This is a genomic window from Nonomuraea wenchangensis, from assembly GCF_900111685.1.
In the GTDB taxonomy this organism is placed as follows: domain Bacteria; phylum Actinomycetota; class Actinomycetes; order Streptosporangiales; family Streptosporangiaceae; genus Nonomuraea; species Nonomuraea wenchangensis.
In genome coordinates, this window is sequence record NZ_FOHX01000020.1 from 177,094 (window position 1) to 195,901 (window position 18,808).

The 18,808-nt window shown below is 71.4% G+C and carries 15 protein-coding genes and 2 rRNA genes; 9 read left to right on the top strand and 8 right to left on the bottom strand.

What is annotated here, in order from left to right; translation table 11 throughout:
• Window positions 1-215: 215 nt before the first annotated feature.
• A complete protein-coding gene (locus tag BMW85_RS40920) occupies window positions 216-839 on the top strand; it encodes a TetR/AcrR family transcriptional regulator (RefSeq protein ID WP_091092550.1) in 624 nt (207 codons plus the stop codon).
• Here BMW85_RS40920 and BMW85_RS40925 read toward each other — a convergent pair.
• Window positions 811-2,370, bottom strand: coding sequence for a PucR family transcriptional regulator (locus BMW85_RS40925; RefSeq protein WP_091092552.1), 1,560 nt, complete (start codon window positions 2,368-2,370; stop codon window positions 811-813). The two genes, BMW85_RS40920 and BMW85_RS40925, sit on opposite strands and share 29 nt — an antisense overlap.
• Window positions 2,371-2,475: 105 nt before the next feature.
• Here BMW85_RS40925 and gabT point away from each other — a divergent pair, with 105 nt between their 5' ends.
• Both gabT and BMW85_RS40935 read left to right on the top strand, forming a co-directional pair.
• Window positions 2,476-3,804, top strand: a complete 1,329-nt coding sequence (gene gabT / locus BMW85_RS40930) for a 4-aminobutyrate--2-oxoglutarate transaminase (RefSeq protein ID WP_091092554.1) — start codon at window positions 2,476-2,478, stop codon at window positions 3,802-3,804.
• Between the two features lie 210 nt (window positions 3,805-4,014).
• Window positions 4,015-4,215, top strand: coding sequence for a hypothetical protein (locus BMW85_RS40935; protein WP_091092555.1), 201 nt, complete (start codon window positions 4,015-4,017; stop codon window positions 4,213-4,215).
• A gap of 25 nt (window positions 4,216-4,240) precedes the next feature.
• Here the strand turns inward: BMW85_RS40935 and BMW85_RS40940 are convergent, their stop codons facing one another.
• From BMW85_RS40940 to BMW85_RS40955, 4 genes are all read right to left on the bottom strand, one after another.
• Window positions 4,241-5,344 (bottom strand): extracellular solute-binding protein, encoded by a 1,104-nt coding sequence (locus BMW85_RS40940; RefSeq protein ID WP_091092557.1) that lies wholly within the window; start codon window positions 5,342-5,344, stop codon window positions 4,241-4,243.
• A gap of 100 nt (window positions 5,345-5,444) precedes the next feature.
• Window positions 5,445-6,953, bottom strand: coding sequence for a CoA-acylating methylmalonate-semialdehyde dehydrogenase (locus tag BMW85_RS40945; protein WP_091092558.1), 1,509 nt, complete (start codon window positions 6,951-6,953; stop codon window positions 5,445-5,447).
• The gene (locus BMW85_RS40950; protein ID WP_091092560.1) at window positions 6,950-8,230 is read right to left on the bottom strand and encodes an aspartate aminotransferase family protein; all 1,281 of its coding nucleotides are present in this window, start codon (window positions 8,228-8,230) and stop codon (window positions 6,950-6,952) included. The genes BMW85_RS40945 and BMW85_RS40950 overlap by 4 nt, the downstream gene beginning before the upstream one ends.
• A gap of 68 nt (window positions 8,231-8,298) precedes the next feature.
• Window positions 8,299-9,750: an MFS transporter gene (locus BMW85_RS40955; protein ID WP_091092562.1), complete on the bottom strand. Its 1,452-nt coding sequence runs from the start codon at window positions 9,748-9,750 to the stop codon at window positions 8,299-8,301.
• A 55-nt stretch (window positions 9,751-9,805) separates the two neighbouring features.
• Here BMW85_RS40955 and BMW85_RS40960 point away from each other — a divergent pair, with 55 nt between their 5' ends.
• From BMW85_RS40960 to BMW85_RS40975, 4 genes are all read left to right on the top strand, one after another.
• Window positions 9,806-10,504: a TetR/AcrR family transcriptional regulator gene (locus BMW85_RS40960; protein ID WP_091092564.1), complete on the top strand. Its 699-nt coding sequence runs from the start codon at window positions 9,806-9,808 to the stop codon at window positions 10,502-10,504.
• Between the two features lie 13 nt (window positions 10,505-10,517).
• Window positions 10,518-12,158, top strand: coding sequence for an AMP-binding protein (locus tag BMW85_RS40965; RefSeq protein WP_091092565.1), 1,641 nt, complete (start codon window positions 10,518-10,520; stop codon window positions 12,156-12,158).
• Window positions 12,159-12,215: 57 nt separating this feature from the next.
• Window positions 12,216-13,835: a PucR family transcriptional regulator gene (locus BMW85_RS40970; protein ID WP_091092567.1), complete on the top strand. Its 1,620-nt coding sequence runs from the start codon at window positions 12,216-12,218 to the stop codon at window positions 13,833-13,835.
• A 114-nt stretch (window positions 13,836-13,949) separates the two neighbouring features.
• Window positions 13,950-15,068 carry a serine hydrolase domain-containing protein gene (locus BMW85_RS40975; RefSeq protein WP_091092569.1) on the top strand — a complete coding sequence of 373 codons (1,119 nt, stop codon included), beginning with the start codon at window positions 13,950-13,952 and terminating at the stop codon, window positions 15,066-15,068.
• A 28-nt stretch (window positions 15,069-15,096) separates the two neighbouring features.
• Here BMW85_RS40975 and trpS read toward each other — a convergent pair whose 3' ends face one another.
• Window positions 15,097-16,059 carry a tryptophan--tRNA ligase gene (gene trpS / locus BMW85_RS40980; protein WP_091092571.1) on the bottom strand — a complete coding sequence of 321 codons (963 nt, stop codon included), beginning with the start codon at window positions 16,057-16,059 and terminating at the stop codon, window positions 15,097-15,099.
• A 260-nt stretch (window positions 16,060-16,319) separates the two neighbouring features.
• Between trpS and BMW85_RS40985 the strand changes: the two genes are divergently transcribed.
• On the top strand, window positions 16,320-17,798 hold the full coding sequence (locus BMW85_RS40985; RefSeq protein WP_091092573.1) for a phosphodiester glycosidase family protein: 1,479 nt from the start codon (window positions 16,320-16,322) through the stop codon (window positions 17,796-17,798).
• Between the two features lie 185 nt (window positions 17,799-17,983).
• Complete coding sequence (locus BMW85_RS40990) at window positions 17,984-18,442, top strand: GNAT family N-acetyltransferase (RefSeq protein WP_091092574.1); 459 nt, start codon at window positions 17,984-17,986, stop codon at window positions 18,440-18,442.
• A 58-nt stretch (window positions 18,443-18,500) separates the two neighbouring features.
• On the opposite strand, the gene rrf is transcribed toward BMW85_RS40990, so the two are convergent.
• Together rrf and BMW85_RS41000 are read right to left on the bottom strand one after the other, a co-directional pair.
• Window positions 18,501-18,617: ribosomal RNA gene (rrf, locus tag BMW85_RS40995) — 5S ribosomal RNA — on the bottom strand.
• Window positions 18,618-18,704: 87 nt separating this feature from the next.
• Window positions 18,705-18,808: ribosomal RNA gene (locus BMW85_RS41000) — 23S ribosomal RNA — on the bottom strand; the annotation flags it as partial.

Genomic DNA, 18,808 nt, shown 5'->3' on the forward strand with positions numbered 1-18,808 from the left:
TACAAGCCCCCTTGTATACCCAGGATGTAACAGAAGTAGACCTAATTCGGGATGTTTACCGTGGGGAGGGGTTTGAGGGAACTCCGCCTTGGCTAAGTCATCGAGTGCGGGTCTCCAGCGCGGCGGGCCCCCGATCAGAAAGGCGTGGGCCCCGTGACCGAACAGCGTGAGGTCACCAGGACGACGAAGTCCTCGGCCGCCGGGGAGGTGGTCTCATGACCTCGGCGCCCATGGGGCTGCAGGGCGCCTATCTCCTGGGTGAACGCGCCGGCCATGACGAACTGCGTTCCCGCCTGCTCGACGTGGCGGTCAACCTGCTCGAGACGGACGGGTCCGAGAGCCTGACGATGCGCCGCATCGCCGCCGAGGCGGGCTGCACGACGACGGTCATCTACACGATGTTCGGCAACCGGGAGGGCCTGGCGGAGGCGCTCTATCTGGAGGGGTTCGAGCGCTTCCGCCGCTTTCTTGAGTCCGTGCCGCAGCGGCGCGACCCTCTGGAGCACCTCAACGCCCTCGGGCCGGCCTACCGGGAGGCGTGCCTGGCCGAGCCGGGCTACTACAGCCTGATGTTCGAGCGGGCCATCCCCGGGTTCGAGCCGAGCGAGCGCGCCCGTACGCTGGCGCGCGCCGCGCTCAACATCCTCGACCGGGTGATCGCCGACTGCATCTCGGCCGGCTACCTCGCGCCGACCCAGCCGCGCAAGGTCGCCGACGCGCTGTGGTCCGCCGCCCAGGGGGCGATCAGCCTGGAGCGGGCCGGGCATCTGCGCGACGGCAGCACGTACGAGACCGTGACCACGGCCGTCATCAGCTGCTATCTGCTGCGCAAGAAGTGACCGGATAGCGGCGGGCCGCCTCCAGGGCGAGCCACAGCTCCGCGCGCACTCCCGGATCGTCGAGGTCGCGGCCCAGCAGGTCGCCGACCCGGCGCATGCGGTAGCGCAGGGTGTGCCGGTGGACGCCGAGCCGCTGGGCGGCGGCGTCCCAGTGGCCGTTGCTCTCCAGGTAGGCGCGCAGCGACTCGACCAGGTCGGCGCGGGAGCCGTACGCGGTCAGCGGCGCCAGCAGCGCGGCCGCGAACGCCTGGGCCGTGGGCTGGTCCAGCAGCCCCAGCAGGCCCTGCCCGGCCAGCTCCGCGAACCGCACCACCCGCCCGCCGGCGGCTTCCTGCGGCGGGGCGGCATCGAGGGCACGTCTGGCCTGGTCGATGGCCGTGGCCAGGGACGCCGGGTCGTACGTCGCGGGCAGGCTGACCCCGACGACCGTGTCCGCCTCCCCCGCCACCTCCGCCACCAGCGCCTCCGGCACCAGCGCGAACACCACCCCACCGGCTTCGGGCCCGGCGTGCGGCTCAGGTGCCGCGAAGACCCGGGTCTCCAGCACGTCCAGGGCGTCGGCCCGGGCGGCGAGGACCACGAGCGGCGGCTCCGGCAGCCGTCCGCCGAGTGCGGCCAGCACGTCACGGGCCTGCTGCCCGGCCCCGGACAGCAGCAGGTCCAGCGCCGCCGACCGGACGCGGCGCTCGGCCGCCGCCTGGGTGCGCCCCTGCTCCATGGCGAGCGTGAGCAGCGAGCCCGCGGCGTTGATCACCGTGTGGGTGACCGGCGAGAACGCCTCCCTGGCCCCCACGGCGAAGAACCCGCGTGGCCGCGCACCGCCGCCGCCCAGCGGCTGCACCACGATGTGCTCCCCCGGCCCCGACAGCGCCAGGCTGGCCGGCCACCGCCCCCGGCTGCCCTCCCCCGGCCGCTCCTCGCCCGGTCCGGCAGGAGCGGGTCGTCCGTGGCCGGTGAGGAGCCGGCCGAGCTCGGCCGTGACCCCGTCCGTACGGGCCCCGCGAGTGGCGTGGAGCACCGCGCCGGTCTCGTCGAGCAGCGCCGCCCATCCGCCGACCTCCTTGGCCAGCCGGTCGATGACCGCGTGCATGCCCTCGGGCCGCAGCGCCGCCCTGGTCAGCCGCCCCTGCGCGGCGAAGGCGCGGGTGATCTCCTCGTACTGCTCGGCGGCCAGCAGCTCGCTGACGGCCTTGCCGACGGCGATGAACGGCGTCTCGCGCGGCACCTCCAGCAGCGGCAGCCCCGCCCGCCCCGCGGCCTCGACGAGGGCCGGGGGCACCTCGGCGTGGGAGACCCCGACGCCGAAACCGAGCCCGGCGACGCCCCGCGCCACGAGCCGCCCGACATATTCGGCCAGGTCGCCTTCCATCCGCAGCCCGGTGGTGAGCAGCAGCTCGTCGCCCTCCAGGTAGGGCGTGGGGTCGGCCAGCTCGCTCACCGCCACCCAGCGCACCACGGTGTCCGGCGGCAGCCCTCCGGCCAGCGGCCGCAGGCCCATCCGGCGCACGACGGTCTGCAGCGTAGGCGGCATACGGTTCAGTCCATTCGGTTTTGTCCATTCCGGCGAAGACGAGCACCCCCAGTGTGCCATATCGACGTATCGGCCCAGGTAGAAGGCCACCGTAGCGTCGGGGACATGAGCATTCCGCAGGAGCGGCGCGTCGTCACCGCGATCCCCGGCCCCAAGTCCCAGGAGCTGCTGGCCCGCAAGCAGGCGGCCGTCCCGGCCGGCATCGGCACCACGCTGCCGGTCTTCGTCACCCGCGCCGGCGGCGGCGTCGTCGAGGATGCCGACGGCAACTCGCTGATCGACTTCGGCTCCGGCATCGCCGTCACGAACGTCGGCAACGCCGCGCCCAAGGTCGTCGAGCGGGTCCAGAAGCAGGTGGCGGACTTCACCCACACCTGTTTCATGGTGACCCCGTACGAGTCGTACGTCCGGGTCTGCGAGAAGCTGAACGAGCTCACCCCGGGCGACCACGAGAAGCGCACCTTCCTCGTCAACTCGGGCGCCGAGGCCGTCGAGAACGCCGTGAAGGTCGCCCGGCACGCCACCGGCCGCCAGGCGGTCGTCGTCTTCGAGCACGGCTACCACGGCCGCACGCTGCTGACGATGACGCTGACCGCCAAGAACATGCCCTACAAGCACCGGTTCGGCCCGTTCGCGCCGGAGGTGTACCGGGTGCCGCTGGCGTACCCGTACCGGTGGCCGACCGGCCCGGACAACTGCGCCGAGGAGGCCGCCGCGCAGGCCATCGACGCCATCACCAAGCAGATCGGCGCCGAGAACGTGGCCGCCGTGGTGATCGAGCCGATCGCCGGCGAGGGCGGCTTCATCGTGCCGGCCAGGGGTTTCCTGCCGCGCATCGCGGAGTTCTGCAAGGACAACGGCATCGTGTTCGTGGCCGACGAGGTGCAGACCGGCTTCGCCCGTACCGGCACGCTGTTCGCCTGCGAGGACGAGGGCGTCGTGCCCGACATCATCGCGACCGCCAAGGGCATCGCGGGCGGCCTGCCGCTCGCCGCCGTGACCGGCCGCGCGGAGCTGATGGACGCGGTGCACGTGGGCGGGCTCGGCGGCACGTACGGCGGCAACCCCCTGGCCTGCGAGGCCGCCCTGGGCGTGCTGGAGACCATCGAGGAGGAGGACCTCGTCGCGAAGGCCCGCCGCATCGGCGAGATCATGCTCCCGCGCCTGGAGGCGATGAAGGAGCGCTTCGACGGGATCGGCGACGTGCGCGGCCGGGGCGCGATGATCGCGATCGAGCTGGTCGAGCCCGGCACCAAGGAGCCCAACCCCACCGCCGTCCAGGCGGTCGTCAAGCGCTGCCACGCCGAGGGCCTGCTGGTGCTGACCGCCGGCACGTACGGCAACGTGCTGCGCTTCCTGCCCCCGCTGGTGATGCCCGAGCACCTGCTCGAAGAGGGCCTGGGGATCCTTGAGAAAGCCATCGCCGAACTGTAGATACCCCTCGATATCGGGCATCCAGCTTTGTGGCTGGATGCCCGATTTTGTTGGTGTAAAGCCGGTCAGGTGGGTAGAGAATTCACCCTGACTTGACGCTCAGCTGGACGCTCATGGCCACGGTCAGGGGTTATAACGGATCCGACATACGGATGGGCGATGGCTGCTGGGAACGTGATGAACTGGGGTCCGACAAGAACGGCGCGGAGTATGTTGACGTTCGACCCTGAGGGCCTGAGCTGGGCTCAGCGCGAAGGTGACGTGTGCGTCGTCTGCCACAAGCGGTGGCCGCGCCCCCGCGTGCGGGTGGGCCGGCTGCCCGACGACTCGGCCGTGCTGGCCTGCTCCGACTGCGCCGAGGCCCTCATGCCCGCCCCGCTCGCCACCGTGGTGGCCTTCCCGTCCCGCTAGTATCGCCCCGTCCCGCTGACCGGCCCTATTTCGCCAGCTCGCGCCACCGCTCGGCCCAGGCGTCGTAGTCGGGGCACCCGCCGTCCTCCGCCCGGCAGTCCGCCGGCGGCCGCTCGGCGAAACGCACCCGCGACAGCCTCTTGGCGTCGCCCACGCCGTACATCTGGCAGATCTGCCTCGCCCGCCCCTTGCACGCCTTGTCGTTGGCGGGCGCGAGGCCCACCCACGCGGCCGCGTCGCGCTGCGCCTCCGGCGCGGCCATCCAGTTGAGCCAGCGGTAGGCGCAGGACGTGTCGGGGACGTTCGCGCCCAGCATCCAGGAGTCGACCCAGCCGGTCGTCTTGCCCGCCGGGACCGTCTTGACCTGCTTGCCGGCCTTCTGCAGCAGCAGCCGGTAGTAGGGGGTGGCCTGCGCGTAGTCGAGCGCCCCCGTCGCGAAGCCCTTGACCAGGTCGAGCGGGTTGGACCAGTAGGTGCGCTCCTTCGCCCCCTCCAGCAGCCCCACCGCCGTGTCGAGCTGCTCCTCGGTGAGCGCGTAGGGGTCGTCCTCGCCGGCCGCCAGCGCGGCGTCGGCGATCGTCATCGGGCTGTCGCGGAGCGCCGCGCGCTCGGAGGTGAACGCCTCCTTCAGCTCGCCCTTGACCCGGGCCGGGTCGTAGACGAACTCGTGGTAGCCCCACAGATAGGGCACCCCGTAGACCTTGCCGGACACCGTCGTCATCTCGCGGAAGCGCTTGTCGAGGTCACCGTAGCCGCTGATCTTGGCGGGATCGACGGGCTGCACCTGCTTGGCCGAGATGAGCGCGCCCGCGAGCGCGGGGCCGGCCGAGACCAGGTCGTAGGGCCGGGCCCGGAGCTGGACCATCATGTCCTCGGCGGTCTGCACGGTGTCGAGCTTGGCGATGCGGCAGCCGGTCTCCTTCTCGAAGTCGCCCACCCAGTTGAAGCGGGGGCTGATGCCGCCGGACTCGGCGAAGCCACGGTAGGTGAGGATCTGCAGCGTGCCGTCGCTCTGCGTGGCGGAGGCGGTGGGGGTGGGGGAAGGGGATGGGGTCGGGCTCGCCGCGCCCGTGCCGGCCACCAGCGTCGCCGTGACGAGCGCCAGCGCGTACGTACGTCGGCGATGCACGAGAAGTCCCCCTCTTGTCCGGGTCCCCTTGCCCCGGTGCCAAGGAGCTTACCGGGACCCGGGCCGGGAAGGACGCGCATCCTCCCCGGCCGGTGGGGGCTCACTTGTTGGTGGGGAAGCCCAGGTTCACGCCCCCGTGGGAGGGGTCGAGCCAGCGGGAGGTGACCACCTTGCCGCGGGTGTAGAAGTGCACGCCCTCGGTGCCGTGCACGTGCGTGTCGCCGAACAGCGACGCCTTCCAGCCGCCGAAGCTGTAGAACGCCATCGGCACCGGGATCGGCACGTTGATGCCGACCATGCCGACCTCCACCTCGTTCTGGAAGCGCCGGGCGGCGCCGCCGTCGTTGGTGAAGATGGCCGTGCCGTTGCCGTACTCGCCGCCGTTGATGAGCTCCAGGCCCTCCTCGTACGAGCCCACCCGCACGATCGACAGCACCGGGCCGAAGATCTCCTCGGTGTGCGTGCGCGAGCCGGGCGGCACCCGGTCGAGGACCGTCGGCCCGAGCCAGAAGCCCGGCGCGTCGGCCGCCGTGCCGCCCCCGAGGACCGCCGTGTGCCGGCCGTCCACGACCAGCTCCGCGCCCTCCTCGACGCCGAGGTCGAGGTAGGAGGCGACCTTGTCGCGGTGCTCGCGGGTGACCAGCGGGCCCATTTCGGACTTGGGGTCGTCGCCGGGGCCGAGGACGAGCCTGTCCACCCGTTCGGTGATCTTCTTGACCAGCTCGTCGCCGACCGGGTCCACGGCCAGCACGACGGAGATCGCCATGCACCGCTCGCCCGCCGAGCCGAACCCGGCCGAGACCGCCGCGTCCGCCACCAGGTCGAGGTCGGCGTCGGGGAGCACCAGCATGTGGTTCTTGGCGCCGCCGAGCGCCTGCACCCGCTTGCCGTGGGCGGTGCCGGTCTCGTACACGTAGCGGGCGATCGGGGTGGAGCCGACGAACGACACGGCGCGCACGTCGGGGTGCTGCAGCAGCCGGTCCACCGCCGTCTTGTCGCCCTGGACGACGCTGAACACGCCGTCGGGCAGCCCGGCCTCCTTCCACAGCCGCGCCATCAGCAGCGACGCCGACGGGTCCTTCTCCGACGGCTTCAGCACGAAGGCGTTGCCGCAGGCGATGGCCAGCGGGAACATCCACATCGGCACCATGGCGGGGAAGTTGAACGGGGTGATCCCGGCCACCACGCCGAGCGGCTGGCGGATCGAGTAGGAGTCGACCCGGGTCGAGACGCCTTCGCTGAAGCCGCCCTTGAGCAGGTGCGGGATGCCGCAGGCGAACTCCACGACCTCCAGGCCGCGGGCCACCTCGCCGAGCGCGTCGGAGTGCACCTTGCCGTGCTCGGCGGAGATCAGCGCGGCCAGCTCGTCGCGGTGGGCGACCATCAGCTCGCGGAAGCGGAACAGCACCTGGGCGCGCTTGACCAGGGAGGCGTCCCGCCAGGCGGGGAAGGCCGCGACGGCCGCGGCGACGGCGGCGTCCACGTCGGCGACGTCCGCCAGCGCGACGTGGCCGGACACCTCGCCGGTGGCCGGGTTGAACAGCTCCGCCGTACGGCCCGAGCCGCCCTCGGCCGGAGCGCCGTTGATCCAGTGGGTGACCGACTTCACTGCTGCGCCGCCTCCGCGTCGATGGTCTCCAGGGCGCTGACGATGATGCCGAGGCCCTCGACCGCCTCCTCCACCGTGAGGGTGAGGGGCGGGGCCATGCGGATGGCGGTGCCGTACAGGCCGCCCTTGCCCGCCAGCAGGCCCGCCTTCTTGGTCTCCTCCATGAAGCGGGCCGCCTGGGCGGGGCTCGCCAGCTCGACGGCGAACATCAGGCCCTTGCCGCGTACGTCCTTGACGACCGACAGCCGCTCGGCGGCCTCCTTGAGCCCGTCGATGATGATGGCCCCGGTGCGCGCGGCGTTGGCCTGCAGGTCGTGGTCGAGCACGTAGTCGAGGGTGGCGTTGGCGGCGGCCATGGAGATGGGGTTGCCGCCGAAGGTGGACAGGCCCACGGCGTGCGGGGCGTCCATGAGGTCACCGCGGGCCACGACGCCGCCCACGGCGAAGCCGTTGCCGAGACCCTTGGCGAAGGTGATCACGTCGGGGGTGACGCCGTGGTCCTGGATGCCGAAGAACGCGCTGCCGGTGCGGCCCCACCCGGTCTGCACCTCGTCGGAGATGAACAGGATGCCCTGCTCGTCCAGCACCTCCTTGTACGCCGCGAACAGCCCGTCGGGCGCCATGGTGAACCCGCCCACGCCCTGGATCGGCTCGGCGATGAGCGCCGCCACGTCGTTGGAGACGGACGTGGCGAGGACGTGGCGCAGGTCGTCCACGCACGCGGCGATGTAGTCGGCGTCCGACAGGCCCTTGAACTGCGTCAGGTGCCGGTCGGCGCCGTGCAGGAAGTGCACGTTGAGCGGGGAGAGGGAGTTGTTCTTCCAAGCGCGGTTGGAGGTGACGCTGACCGCGCCGAAGCTGCGGCCGTGGTAGCTCTGCCGCATGGCGAGCACCTGGTCGCTCTTGCGCGCGTACGTGGCCAGCAGCAGCGCCGTCTCGTTGGCCTCGGTGCCGGAGTTGGTGAAGAAGACCTTGGCGTCGGGGATGCCGGACAGCCGGGCGATCTTCTCGGCCAGCTCGACCTGGCCGCGGAGCAAGTAGACCGTGCTGGTGTGGACGACGCCGGTGGCGAGCTGACGCTCGACGGCCTCGCGCACCTCGGGCACGTCGTAGCCGATCATGTTGGTCAGGATGCCGGCGAAGAAGTCGAGGTAGCTCTTGCCGTCGGCGTCGACGACCCGGTTGCCTTTGCCGCTGACGATCTCGATGGGCTCGTTGTAGTTGAGCGCCAGCCAGTTCGGCATGACTGCCCGGTGGCGCGCTAGTAGCTCCGACATGTTATCGAGTATCCCGTCCCGCTCCCCGTCCTCATATGTGCAATGTGTCGGCTTAGCGGAAAATCGGGTTACGAGCTGTAAACCGGCTCCTGGTCGGCGGCGGGCTTCGCCGGGCGCAGCACCGACACGGCGAGCAGCGCCGCCGCCACGCAGAAGGCCGCGCCCACCCACGAGCCTAGGTGCATGGCGGAGGTGAAGGCCGCGTTCGCGGGCTCGGCCAGGCCGGCGAGGTGCGCCCCGCCGATCGACTCCCTGGCCGCCTCCGGCAGGCCGGCGGGCATCTCGGCGGTGTAGCGCCCGGCCAGCACACTGCCGAGGACCGCGATGCTGAGCGCCACGCCGACCTGCTGCACGGTGTCGTTGAGCGCCGACCCGACGCCCGCGTGCTCGACCGGGATCGCGTTCATCAGCGAGGCGTACGCCGACGGGCCGGCCAGCCCGCCGCCCACCCCCATGACGATCAGCCCGGTGAGCAGCCCGCCGTAGCCGGTGGTCAGGGCCATGACGGCGAAGCCGCCCGCCATGAGCGTCAGCCCGGCGCCGACCAGCGTCCGGTTGCCGACCCGCTGCCCGAGCGCCGCGCCCACGCCGTTGAAGACGGCGGCGGCCGCGGCGTACGGCAGCATGGCGAGCCCGGCCTGGATCTCGGAGTAGCCCAGCACGAACTGCAGGTACTGGCTGAGCATCAGCATCACCGCGCCCGCGCCGAACGACATCAGCAGGATCGAGAACGACGCGCCGCCGAAGTTGCGGTCGGCGAACAGGTGCAGCGGCAGCATGGGCTGGTCCTGCCGGCGCTCCCACACGACGAAGGCGGCCAGCGCGAGCACCGCGACCGCGATGACGGGGATGTTCCACTCGCGCTCGATGATCACGTAGACGCCGGCGGTGAGGCCGGCGGTGGACAGCACGACGCCCACGGGGTCGATCCGCCGGCTCGCGCTGCGGCTCTCGGGCATGAGCACGAGGGCGGCGACGACGGCGACGGCCGCGATCGGCACGTTCAGCAGGAAGATCGAGCCCCACCAGTAGTGCGCGAGCAGGAAGCCGCCGAGGGTCGGGCCCGACACCAGGCCGACCAGCGCCACGGCGCTCCAGGCGGCCATCGCCTTGCGCCGCTCGTCCTCGTCGAAGACGGTCAGCAGGATCGACAGCGTGGACGGCATGACGAGCGAGCCGCCGACGCCCATGAGCGCCCGCGCGGCGATGAGCTGCCAGGGCTCCGTCACCAGCACGGCCAGCAGCGAGGCGCCGCCGAAGAACACCAGGCCGATGACGAGCAGGCGGCGGCGGCCGTACCGGTCGGACAGGGCTCCGGAGGTGAGCAGGAGGCCGGCGTAGGCCAGCACGTACGCGTCGATGATCCATTGGATGTCCGACGGGGTGGCGCCCATCTCCTTGTTGAGCGAGGGGATCGCCAGGTTCAGCACGGTGTTGTCGACGACCAGGACCAGCAGGGCCAGGCACAGGACGAAGAGGATCCACCAGCGACGGGGGTCTCGTACAGTGTTCGAGGTCACTCGCACACTGTACGACGACCCTCGTACAGTGTGCGAGTGCATTTATCCTGAAGCCATGAGCAGGCAGTTCACCTCCGTCTGGACCCGCGAGCCGCGCAGCAAGCCCCCCGGCCCCGGGCGCAGCCGCGAGGAGATCGTCAAGGCCGCCGTCGAACTGCTCGACGCCGAAGGGCTCGACGGGCTGAGCATGCGCAAGCTCGGCGCCAAGCTCATGTCCGGCGCCACCAGCATCTACTGGTACGTCGCCACCAAGGACGACCTGCTGGAGCTGGCCTACGACGAGGTGTGGGCCGAGATCACCGTCCCCGACCCCGACGAGGCGCACTGGCGCGAGGTCGCCTCCGTCCTGGCCCACAGCATGCGCCGTGCGATGCTCAACCACCCCTGGTCGGCCGACCTCCTCGGCCGCCTGCCCGCGCTCGGCCCGCACGCGATCGGCGTCAGCGAGCGCATGCGCCGCACGTTCCGGCTGGCCGGGTTCGCCGGCACCGACATCGATTTCGCCGGCGCGACGCTCACCGCCTTCATCTTCGGCATGACCATCCCGGAGATCGCCTGGGAGACCACGGTGGAGGGCGCCTGGGACACCTCGGCGGCGCAGGCCGCGCTCACGAAGGCCGCCGCCGGGCACCCCGAGCTCCTCGACGCGATCGGCACCACGCCCGACGAGGATCCGCGGGTCATGCGCGCGGTGGCCTTCGACTTCGGCCTGGTGTCGGTGCTCGACGGCCTTGAGCGACGGCTGACGACGTAGCAGGATCCCGGACATGAGCGATTTCCGCGCCGCCCGCGACCTCCTGCTGAACGCCGACCCCGCCACCGCCCGCCGCGACTTCCGCTGGCCGGAGCTGACGGAGTTCAACTGGGCGCTCGACTGGTTCGACGGGGTGCTCGCCGCCGAGACCCCCGACGCCGTGGCGCTCAAGATCGTCGGCGACCACCCGGCCCGCTACACCTTCGCCGAACTGTCGGCACGCTCCGGCCAGGTCGCCACCTGGCTGCGCCGGCAGGGCGTGCGCCGCGGCGACCGCGTCCTGCTCATGCTGGGCAACCAGCCCGAGCTGTGGGAAGCGCTGCTGGCCGCGATGAAGCTGGGCGCGGTCGTCATCCCCGCCACCACGCTGCTCACGGCCAAGGACGTCGCCGAGCGCGTCGAGCGCGGCGGCGTCGCGCACGTGATCGCGAACGCCGAGGACGCCGGGAAGTTCGGGCCGGGAGAGTTCACCAGGATCTCCGTCGGCGACGCCTACAACTGGCTGCCCTTCCACGAGGCGTACGACACCCCGCCCGGCTTCGAGCCCGACGGGCCCACCAGGGCCGGCGACCCGCTGCTGCTCTACTTCACCTCCGGCACCACCTCCCAGCCGAAGCTGGTCGAGCACACCCACGCCTCCTACCCGGCGGGCCACCTGTCCACGATGCACTGGATCGGCGTACGCCCCGGCGAGGTGCACCTCAACGTCTCCTCGCCCGGCTGGGCCAAGCACGCCTGGAGCAACGTCTTCGCGCCGTGGAACGCCGGCGCCACCGTGCTGGTCCACGACTACCGCCGCTTCTCCGCCCCGGCCCTGCTCGAAGTGATGCGGGACGAGCGCGTGAGCACGTTCTGCGCCCCGCCGACCGTCTGGCGGATGCTCATCCAGGAGGACCTCGCCGCCTGGAAGCTGCCGCTGCGCGCCGCCGTGGCCGCCGGCGAGCCGCTCAACCCGGAGATCATCGACCAGGTGCGCAAGGCGTGGGGCATCACCATCCGCGACGGCTACGGCCAGACCGAGACCACCGCGCAGATCGGCAACCCGCCCGGCGAACCGGTCAAGCCGGGCTCGATGGGCCGGCCGCTGCCCGGCTACGAGATCGCGCTGCTCGACCCGCACACCGGCGAGGAGGGCGACGACGGCGAGATCTGCCTCCCCCTCGACGGCCGCCGGCCGCTCGGCCTCATGGCGGGCTACGTGGGTGGCCCCTTGAGTGGCTCCGGCGAGGCGATGCGCGACGGCTACTACCACACGGGCGACGTCGCCACCCGCGACGCCGACGGCTACATCACCTACGTCGGCCGCACCGACGACGTCTTCAAGGCCTCCGACTACCGCATCTCCCCGTTCGAGCTGGAGAGCGTGCTGCTGGAGCACGAAGGGGTGGCCGAGGCCGCCGTGGTGCCCGCCCCCGACCCGGTGCGCCTGGCGGTGCCCAAGGCGTACGTCACGCCGGCCCCCGGGTTCGAGCCCGGCGAGGAGCTGGCGCGGTCGATCTTCGAGCACTGCCGGCGGGGGCTGGCGCCGTACAAACGGGTGCGGCGGCTGGAGTTCGGCGAGCTGCCCAAGACCATCTCCGGCAAGATCCGCCGGGTCGAGCTCCGGGTGCGCGAGCCCCACAGGGAATACCGGGAGGACGACCTCAGCTCCTGACAGATCGTAAATCGTCGCATTGCCGATCTTACAGATCGATCGGCTAGGCTCTGCCCCGTGCTCCCCACCATCGCCGACGTCCTCGAACTCGAAACCGTGCGCCGGGGCGGCCCGCGCGTGGTCGCGGGCGCCGACCGGCTGGACACGCGGGTGCGATGGGTGCACGTCGGCGAGATCGCCGAGATCGCCGGGCTGCTGCGCGGCGGCGAGCTGGTGCTGACCACCGGCGTAGCGCTGCCCGACGACCCCGACAAGCTCGCCGACTACATCGGCGCGCTGGCCGACGTCGGCGCGTCCGGGCTGGTCGTGGAGCTCGGCCGCCGGTTCGTCCGCGAGCTGCCGCGGGCGGTGCTCAAGGCCGCCGAGGAGCACGGGCTGCCGGTCATCGTGCTGACCAGGGAGACCCCGTTCGTACAGATCACCGAGTCGGTGCACGCCCGGATCATCGACATCCAGCTTGAGGAGCTGCGGGCCTCCGAGCAGCTCCACGAGGTCTTCACCGAGCTGTCGGTCGAGGGCGCCTCGCCGACGGAGGTCCTCGCCCAGGTGGCCCGGCTGGCCGGCCGCCCGGTGCTGCTGGAGAACCTCGCCCACCAGGTGCTGGCCTGCGAGTCCGCCGGGCGCGACGCGGGCACCCTGCTGGCCGGCTGGGAGACCCGGTCGCGGGCGGTGGCGCCGACCGGGCGGACGGCCTACGACCCGGCCTCCGGCTGGCTCGTCACCACCGTCGGGGCCCGGGGCCAGGACTGGGGCCGGCTCATCCTGGTCTGCGACGCCTCGCCGTCGCCGCGCGACCTCGTGCTGGCCGAACGCGCCGCCACCACGCTCGCCCTCGGCCGCCTGCTCGAACGCCACCAGGAGTCGCTGGAGCGCCAGGCCCACGGCACGATCATCGCCGGCATCCTCACCCACGCCTACGCCGACCCCGACGAGGCCGCCGCCCGCGCCCGCGCCGTCGGCGTGCCGCTGACCGGGCGCAAGCTGGTCAGCGTCGTCATCAGGCCGACCGACCCGGCCGACCAGGCGCTCGACGGCCAGGCCCAGCTCGGCGAGCTGGCCGAGGCCACCGCCGGGGCCTGCAGGGACGCCCGGCTGCCGGCCCTCGTCGGCGCACTCGACCAGGAGCGGGTGGGCGTCCTGCTGCCGCTCCCGCCGCGCACCCAGGCCGAGGCCGCGCTGACCACCCTCGCCGACCGGCTGCGCATGCTGTGGCCGCCCGGGGCGGCGTTCGTGCTCGCCGCCGGGTCCGTGGTGGAGTCCATCCGCGACGTACGCCGCAGCTTCCTGGAGGCCGAGCAGGTCGCCGACGTGGCCGTCCGCCAGCCGGACGGCCGCGCCTTCTACCGCCTGCCCGACCTGCGCCTGCGCGGGCTGCTCCACCTGCTGCGCGACGACGCGCGGCTGCAGACGTTCGCCGAACGCGAGCTCGGGCCGCTGCTCGCGCACGACGCCCAGCGCGGCGGCGACCTCACCCGCATCCTGCGCGTCTACCTCGACTCGGGGCGCAACAAGGCGGTCGCCGCGCAGAAGGCGCACCTGTCCAGGCCCGCCTTCTACGACCGGCTGCGCCGGCTCGAACGCATCCTCGACACCGACCTCGACGACGTCGAGTCGTGCCTGTCGCTGCACGTCGCGATCCTCGCCCTGGAGTCCTTCCGCCGCGACAGCCGCACCTGAGACCCGTCCGCGACCCGTCTCAGGGCCCGTGTCAGCACGGCGACGGTCCCGTGTCAGAGCGCTCGGCGATGGTGAATGCCAAGAACACGGCAAGATCCTGAAGGAGCGCACATCATGTCCATCACCCCCATCGGCCAGGACCGTCCCGAACTGCGGCAGACCATCCAGGAGATCGTCGACTCCGGCTTCGTCGGGTTGCAGCTGCGCGTGCACGACGCGCGGGGCGAGTGGACCGGCAGCGCCGGCGTACGCAAGCTGGGCGAGAGCGAGAGGCCGTCGACGGACGGGCGCTTCCGCATCGGCAGCGCCACCAAGCCCTTCGTCGCGGCCACGGTGCTGCGGCTGGTGGCCGAGGGCAAGGTCGGGCTGGACGCCCCGGCGGACGACCACCTGCCCGAGTTCGGCCTGGACCGGCGGATCACGGCGCGGATGCTGCTGCAGCACACCAGCGGCGTGTTCAACTTCACCGGCGAGTACTACGAGGACGGGACGTTCGCGCCGGGCATCCCCTGGTCGGGCCAGGAGTGGGTGGACAACCGCCTCAAGACCTACCAGCCGGAAGAGCTGGTACGGCTCGCGCTGTCCAAGCCGGCCCGGTTCGAGCCGGGCACCGACTGGAGCTACTCCAACACCAACTACGTGCTGGCCAGGCTGCTGATCGAGAAGGTCACCGGCCGCCCGTTCGCCGAGGAGCTGCAGCGGCTGATCCTCGGACCGCTCGGAATGACGGAGACCGTCGCGCCGGGCACCGACACGGAGATCCCCGGGCCGCACGCCCACAGCTACTACCGGTACGAGGTCGCGGGCCAGGAGAAGACGGTCGACGTCACCCGCCAGAACCCCTCCTGGATCTCCGCCGGCGGCGACATGATCTCCACCACCCGGGATCTGCACACGTTCTTCTCCGCGCTGATGGGCGGCAGGCTCCTCCCGGCCCCGCTGCTGGACGAGATGCGCCGGCCGGACCCGAAGATCGGCTACGGCCTGGGGGTGTTCGCGCAGGAGACGGAGTGCGGCGGCACCATCTTCCACCACAACGGCGGCATGGCGGGCTCGGCGGCGCTCATGTACAGCACGCCCGACGGCGGCACGACCATGACCGCCGGGCTGACCTACGTGGACGACGCCGCACTGTCCCTGTCGGAGACGTTTCAGAAGGCGACGCAGCGGCTCGTCAACGAGGTGTTCTGCGGGGGGAGCGGCCCGGCCGAGGACGCCGAGCCGGCTCGGTAGCAGCGGGAGGGCGCCGCGGCCCCCTTCTTCAGAAACCCATCGCGTCCCGCACCTCGCGCAGGGTGTCCGCGGCCCGCTCGCGGGCGCGCGCGTTGCCCTCCTCCAGCACCCGCCGTACGCCGGCGGCCGAGAGCTCGCGCCGCCGCGCCCGGATCGGCCGCAGGAAGTCGTTGACCGCGTCGGTGGCCAGGCGCTTGAGCGCGAGGCCGCCGCCGTCGCCGATCTCGTCGGCCAGCTCGCGCGGCTTGCGGCCGAGGCAGAGGCCCGCCAGCGTGAGCAGGTTCGCCACCTCGGGGCGGCGCTCCTCGTCGAAGGTGATCAGCCGGTCGGCGTCGGTGCGGGCCTTCCTGATGAGCGCGGCCGTCTCGTCCTCGGTGGCCTTCAGCGCGATCGCGTTGCCGCGGCTCTTGCTCATCTTGCCGCCGTCCAGGCCCTTCAGCAGGGGACGCTCGCCCATGACGGCCTCAGGCAGCGGGAACACCTCGCCGTAACGCTCGTTGAACCGGCGCGCGACCAGCCGCGTCACCTCCACGTGCGGCAACTGGTCCCGGCCGACGGGCACCAGCGTGCCCTTGCAGAACAGGATGTCGGCCGCCTGGTGCACCGGATAGGTGAACATCAGCCCGCTCACGGCCGCCTGCGAGCTGTGTGCGATCTCGTCCTTCACCGTGGGGTTGCGGCTCAGCTCCGACACCGACACCAGGCTCAGGAACGGCAGCATCAACTGGTTGAGCTCGGGCACCGCGCTGTGCTGGAAGATCGTCACCTTGGCCGGGTCGAGCCCGACGGCCAGGTAGTCGAGCAGCAGGTCGGTGATGTTCGCCTGGATCTCGCCGGGCCGGTCGCGGTCGGTGATGACCTGGTAGTCGGCGATCAGGACGTACATGGGGTGCTCGTCCTGCATCCGCACCCGGTTGGCCAGCGAGCCGAAGTAGTGGCCGAGATGCAGCGGCCCGGTCGGGCGGTCGCCGGTGAGCACGACGTGGTCCATCGGGGTCTCCTCCTTGATCGATGCCGTCTCAGGAGGACCCCGGCGCATGGTCGGCGGGCCGTCCGGAGACGGCCCTCTGCATGCGGTGTCAGCGGCCGTCCGTCGGCCGCCACCACAGGCAGATGCGCTTCATACCGGAATTGTAACCAAGGTGGCTGTCTATTTCGTAATCCCTACGGCCAATTCGCGTGTTCGCCTGTCCAGCGAACCTTGATCTCGCCAGTATGGTGCGGTCCCTTTTCGTGCCCTCTGGAGAGTTCATGTCTCGACGCACCCTCGCCGGCGGCCTGGCCATAGCCGCGGCGATCACGGTCACCACGCTGCCTGCCGCCTCGGTCGCGGCGGAACAGGCGGCGGTGGCCTTCCCGTCGGCCAGGTTCCCGCTGGGAGCCAAGTCCGTGCCGACCAAGGCGATGACCGCCGTAGCCCCGGGCATCGACCTGTACGACGTCAAAGCCGGCAGCGCGACCGACGGCTACACGCTCACGCTCCTGATGCCGAGCGGCCGCGACTACGGCACCCGGCCGACCGCGGAGGCCGTCGCCGCCGAGGTCGAGGCCGCCGGCGAGACCCCGAGCGTGCAGGAGGTGATACGGCCGAGCGTCGCCGACGCCCCCTCGCAGACCGTCTACATGGTCCGGGTCGGCCTGTGGTCGCTCAAGGACAAGAAGAAGGCCGAGGAGGCGGCCAAGACGCTCAAGGAAGCCGGGCTGAAGGTCAAGGTCGACTACCTCGGCGACGACGGCCTGCAGACCACCGGCCCCTGGGACGTCAAGGTCGTCATGATCGACGCAAGGGCGTTCCGCGGCTCGTACGCCGCCTCGCTCGGCGCGAGCGTCGCCAAGCGCGAGACGGTCTCCGCGATGGCCAAGTCCGCGGGCGCGGTCGTCGGCGTCAACGGCGGCTTCTTCAACATCCACACGGCCAAGAACCTGCGCGGCGAGCCCGTCGGCGCCTCCGTGGTCGGCGGCAAGCTGCTCAGCGAGGCCGTGCCCGGCCGTACGGCCGTCGTCCTCCAGGGCCGCTCCGCCAGGATCACCGAGCTCGCCACCACCGTCACCGCGATCTCCCAGGACGGCGAGAAGGCCCAGGTCAACGGCGTGAACCGGGCCGCCGCCGTGGACGAGCTGATCCTCTACACCGAGGAGTACGGCGCCAAGACCCCCACCGGCGGCACCGACGCCGTCCTCGACGCCAACGGCAAGGTGCTGGGCCTGCGCGCCTCCGGCGCCGACGTGGCCAAGGGCACCCGGGTGCTGCACGGCAACGGCATCTCCGCCGACTGGCTCAACCAGCACGCCTGGCAGGACTGGACCGTACGCGTCGACACCAGGGTCGTGGACCTGCGCACCAGGAAGGCGCTCAAGCTGACCCCCGACCTGCACGTCATCGCGGGCAACGTCAACCTGGTCCGCAACGGCAAGGTCCAGATCACCGCCAAGCGGGACGGCCACGACTCGATCAACATGATCCTGCGCCGCCACCCGCGCACTCTGCTCGGCGTCACCAGGAACGGCAGCCTCATCCTCGCCACCATCGACGGCCGCCAGCCGGGCGTCACCGTGGGCGCGAACTTCCACGAGGCCGCCCAGCTCATGCGCTGGCTCGGCGCCCGCCAGGCGGTCAACCTCGACGGCGGCGGTTCGACGGCCATGGTGGTGAAGAACAAACTGGTCAACCGGCCCTCGGACGGCGTGGAACGCGGCGTCGGCGACGCCCTGCTCGTCCTGCCCCAGTAACTGACTCCTCAGCCACGAGGCCGTTGGCGACCGGGGCCCTGACAACCGGGCCTCGGTCGCCAACACCCTGGCATCAAGGGCGCGGGACAGGGCCGGGGCGTCGCAGGAGGACTTCCTCCACCCGGCACCCGGCCATCACGAAAACGGTTTCCTCCCAACCCCCATGAGCTCATAGCCTCGGCCGCGTGAGCGATCAAGCCTTCGTCCCCGACGACTTCACCGTCCCCTCGCACCTGGCCACCCCGCGGTTCCGGCTGGAACCCCTGGGCCCCCAGCACAACGCCGCCGACCATGCCGCCTGGACCGGCAGCATCGAGCACATCCGCGCCACCCCGGGCTTCCGTGACCGTAAATGGCCTCCCGCGGACGGCATGACCCTGGAGGCGAACCTCGCCGACCTGGAACGTCACGCCGACGACTTCGGCCGGCGCCGCGGATTCACCTACACCGTCCTCGACCCGGCCACCGGCGACGTGATCGGATGCGTCTACATCTACCCCTCGCGCCGCACCGACCACGACGCCGCCGTGTCCTCCTGGGTCCGCGCCGACCGGGCCGAACTGGACGTGCCCGTGTACGAGGCCGTGACGGCCTGGCTCTCCACGCACTGGCCCTTCGGGTCGATCACCTATCACCCACGCTGACCTCACCGGAAATGCAGAAGGGCCCCGACGCTAAGCGTCGGGGCCCTCCATAAAGATTGTCCGGCGGTGACCTACTCTCCCACACCCTCCCGAGTGCAGTACCATCGGCGCAGAGAAGCTTAACTTCCGGGTTCGGAATGTAACCGGGTGTTTCCTTCCCGCCATAACCGCCGTAACCCTCCGAAACAAACAAACACAGACGTGTTTGCAGTCTCAGAATTGCCTAGTGGACGCGAGCAAAAAATCCCAGAAAGAATGCTTTGTGGTCAAGTCCTCGGCCTATTAGTACCGGTCAGCTCCACACGTTACCGCGCTTCCACCTCCGGCCTATCAACCCGGTCTTCTACCGGGAGCCTTACCCACTCT

Bases quoted from the DNA above. Each gene is read 5' to 3' on its own strand.
- BMW85_RS40920 (WP_091092550.1), top strand. From the start codon at position 216: ATGACCTCGGCGCCCATGGGGCTGCAGGGCGCCTATCTCCTGGGTGAA.
- BMW85_RS40925 (WP_091092552.1), bottom strand. From the start codon at position 2,370: ATGCCGCCTACGCTGCAGACCGTCGTGCGCCGGATGGGCCTGCGGCCG.
- gabT (WP_091092554.1), top strand. From the start codon at position 2,476: ATGAGCATTCCGCAGGAGCGGCGCGTCGTCACCGCGATCCCCGGCCCC.
- BMW85_RS40935 (WP_091092555.1), top strand. From the start codon at position 4,015: ATGTTGACGTTCGACCCTGAGGGCCTGAGCTGGGCTCAGCGCGAAGGT.
- BMW85_RS40950 (WP_091092560.1), bottom strand. From the start codon at position 8,230: ATGTCGGAGCTACTAGCGCGCCACCGGGCAGTCATGCCGAACTGGCTG.
- BMW85_RS40960 (WP_091092564.1), top strand. From the start codon at position 9,806: ATGAGCAGGCAGTTCACCTCCGTCTGGACCCGCGAGCCGCGCAGCAAG.
- BMW85_RS40965 (WP_091092565.1), top strand. From the start codon at position 10,518: ATGAGCGATTTCCGCGCCGCCCGCGACCTCCTGCTGAACGCCGACCCC.
- BMW85_RS40975 (WP_091092569.1), top strand. From the start codon at position 13,950: ATGTCCATCACCCCCATCGGCCAGGACCGTCCCGAACTGCGGCAGACC.
- trpS (WP_091092571.1), bottom strand. From the start codon at position 16,059: ATGGACCACGTCGTGCTCACCGGCGACCGCCCGACCGGGCCGCTGCAT.
- BMW85_RS40985 (WP_091092573.1), top strand. From the start codon at position 16,320: ATGTCTCGACGCACCCTCGCCGGCGGCCTGGCCATAGCCGCGGCGATC.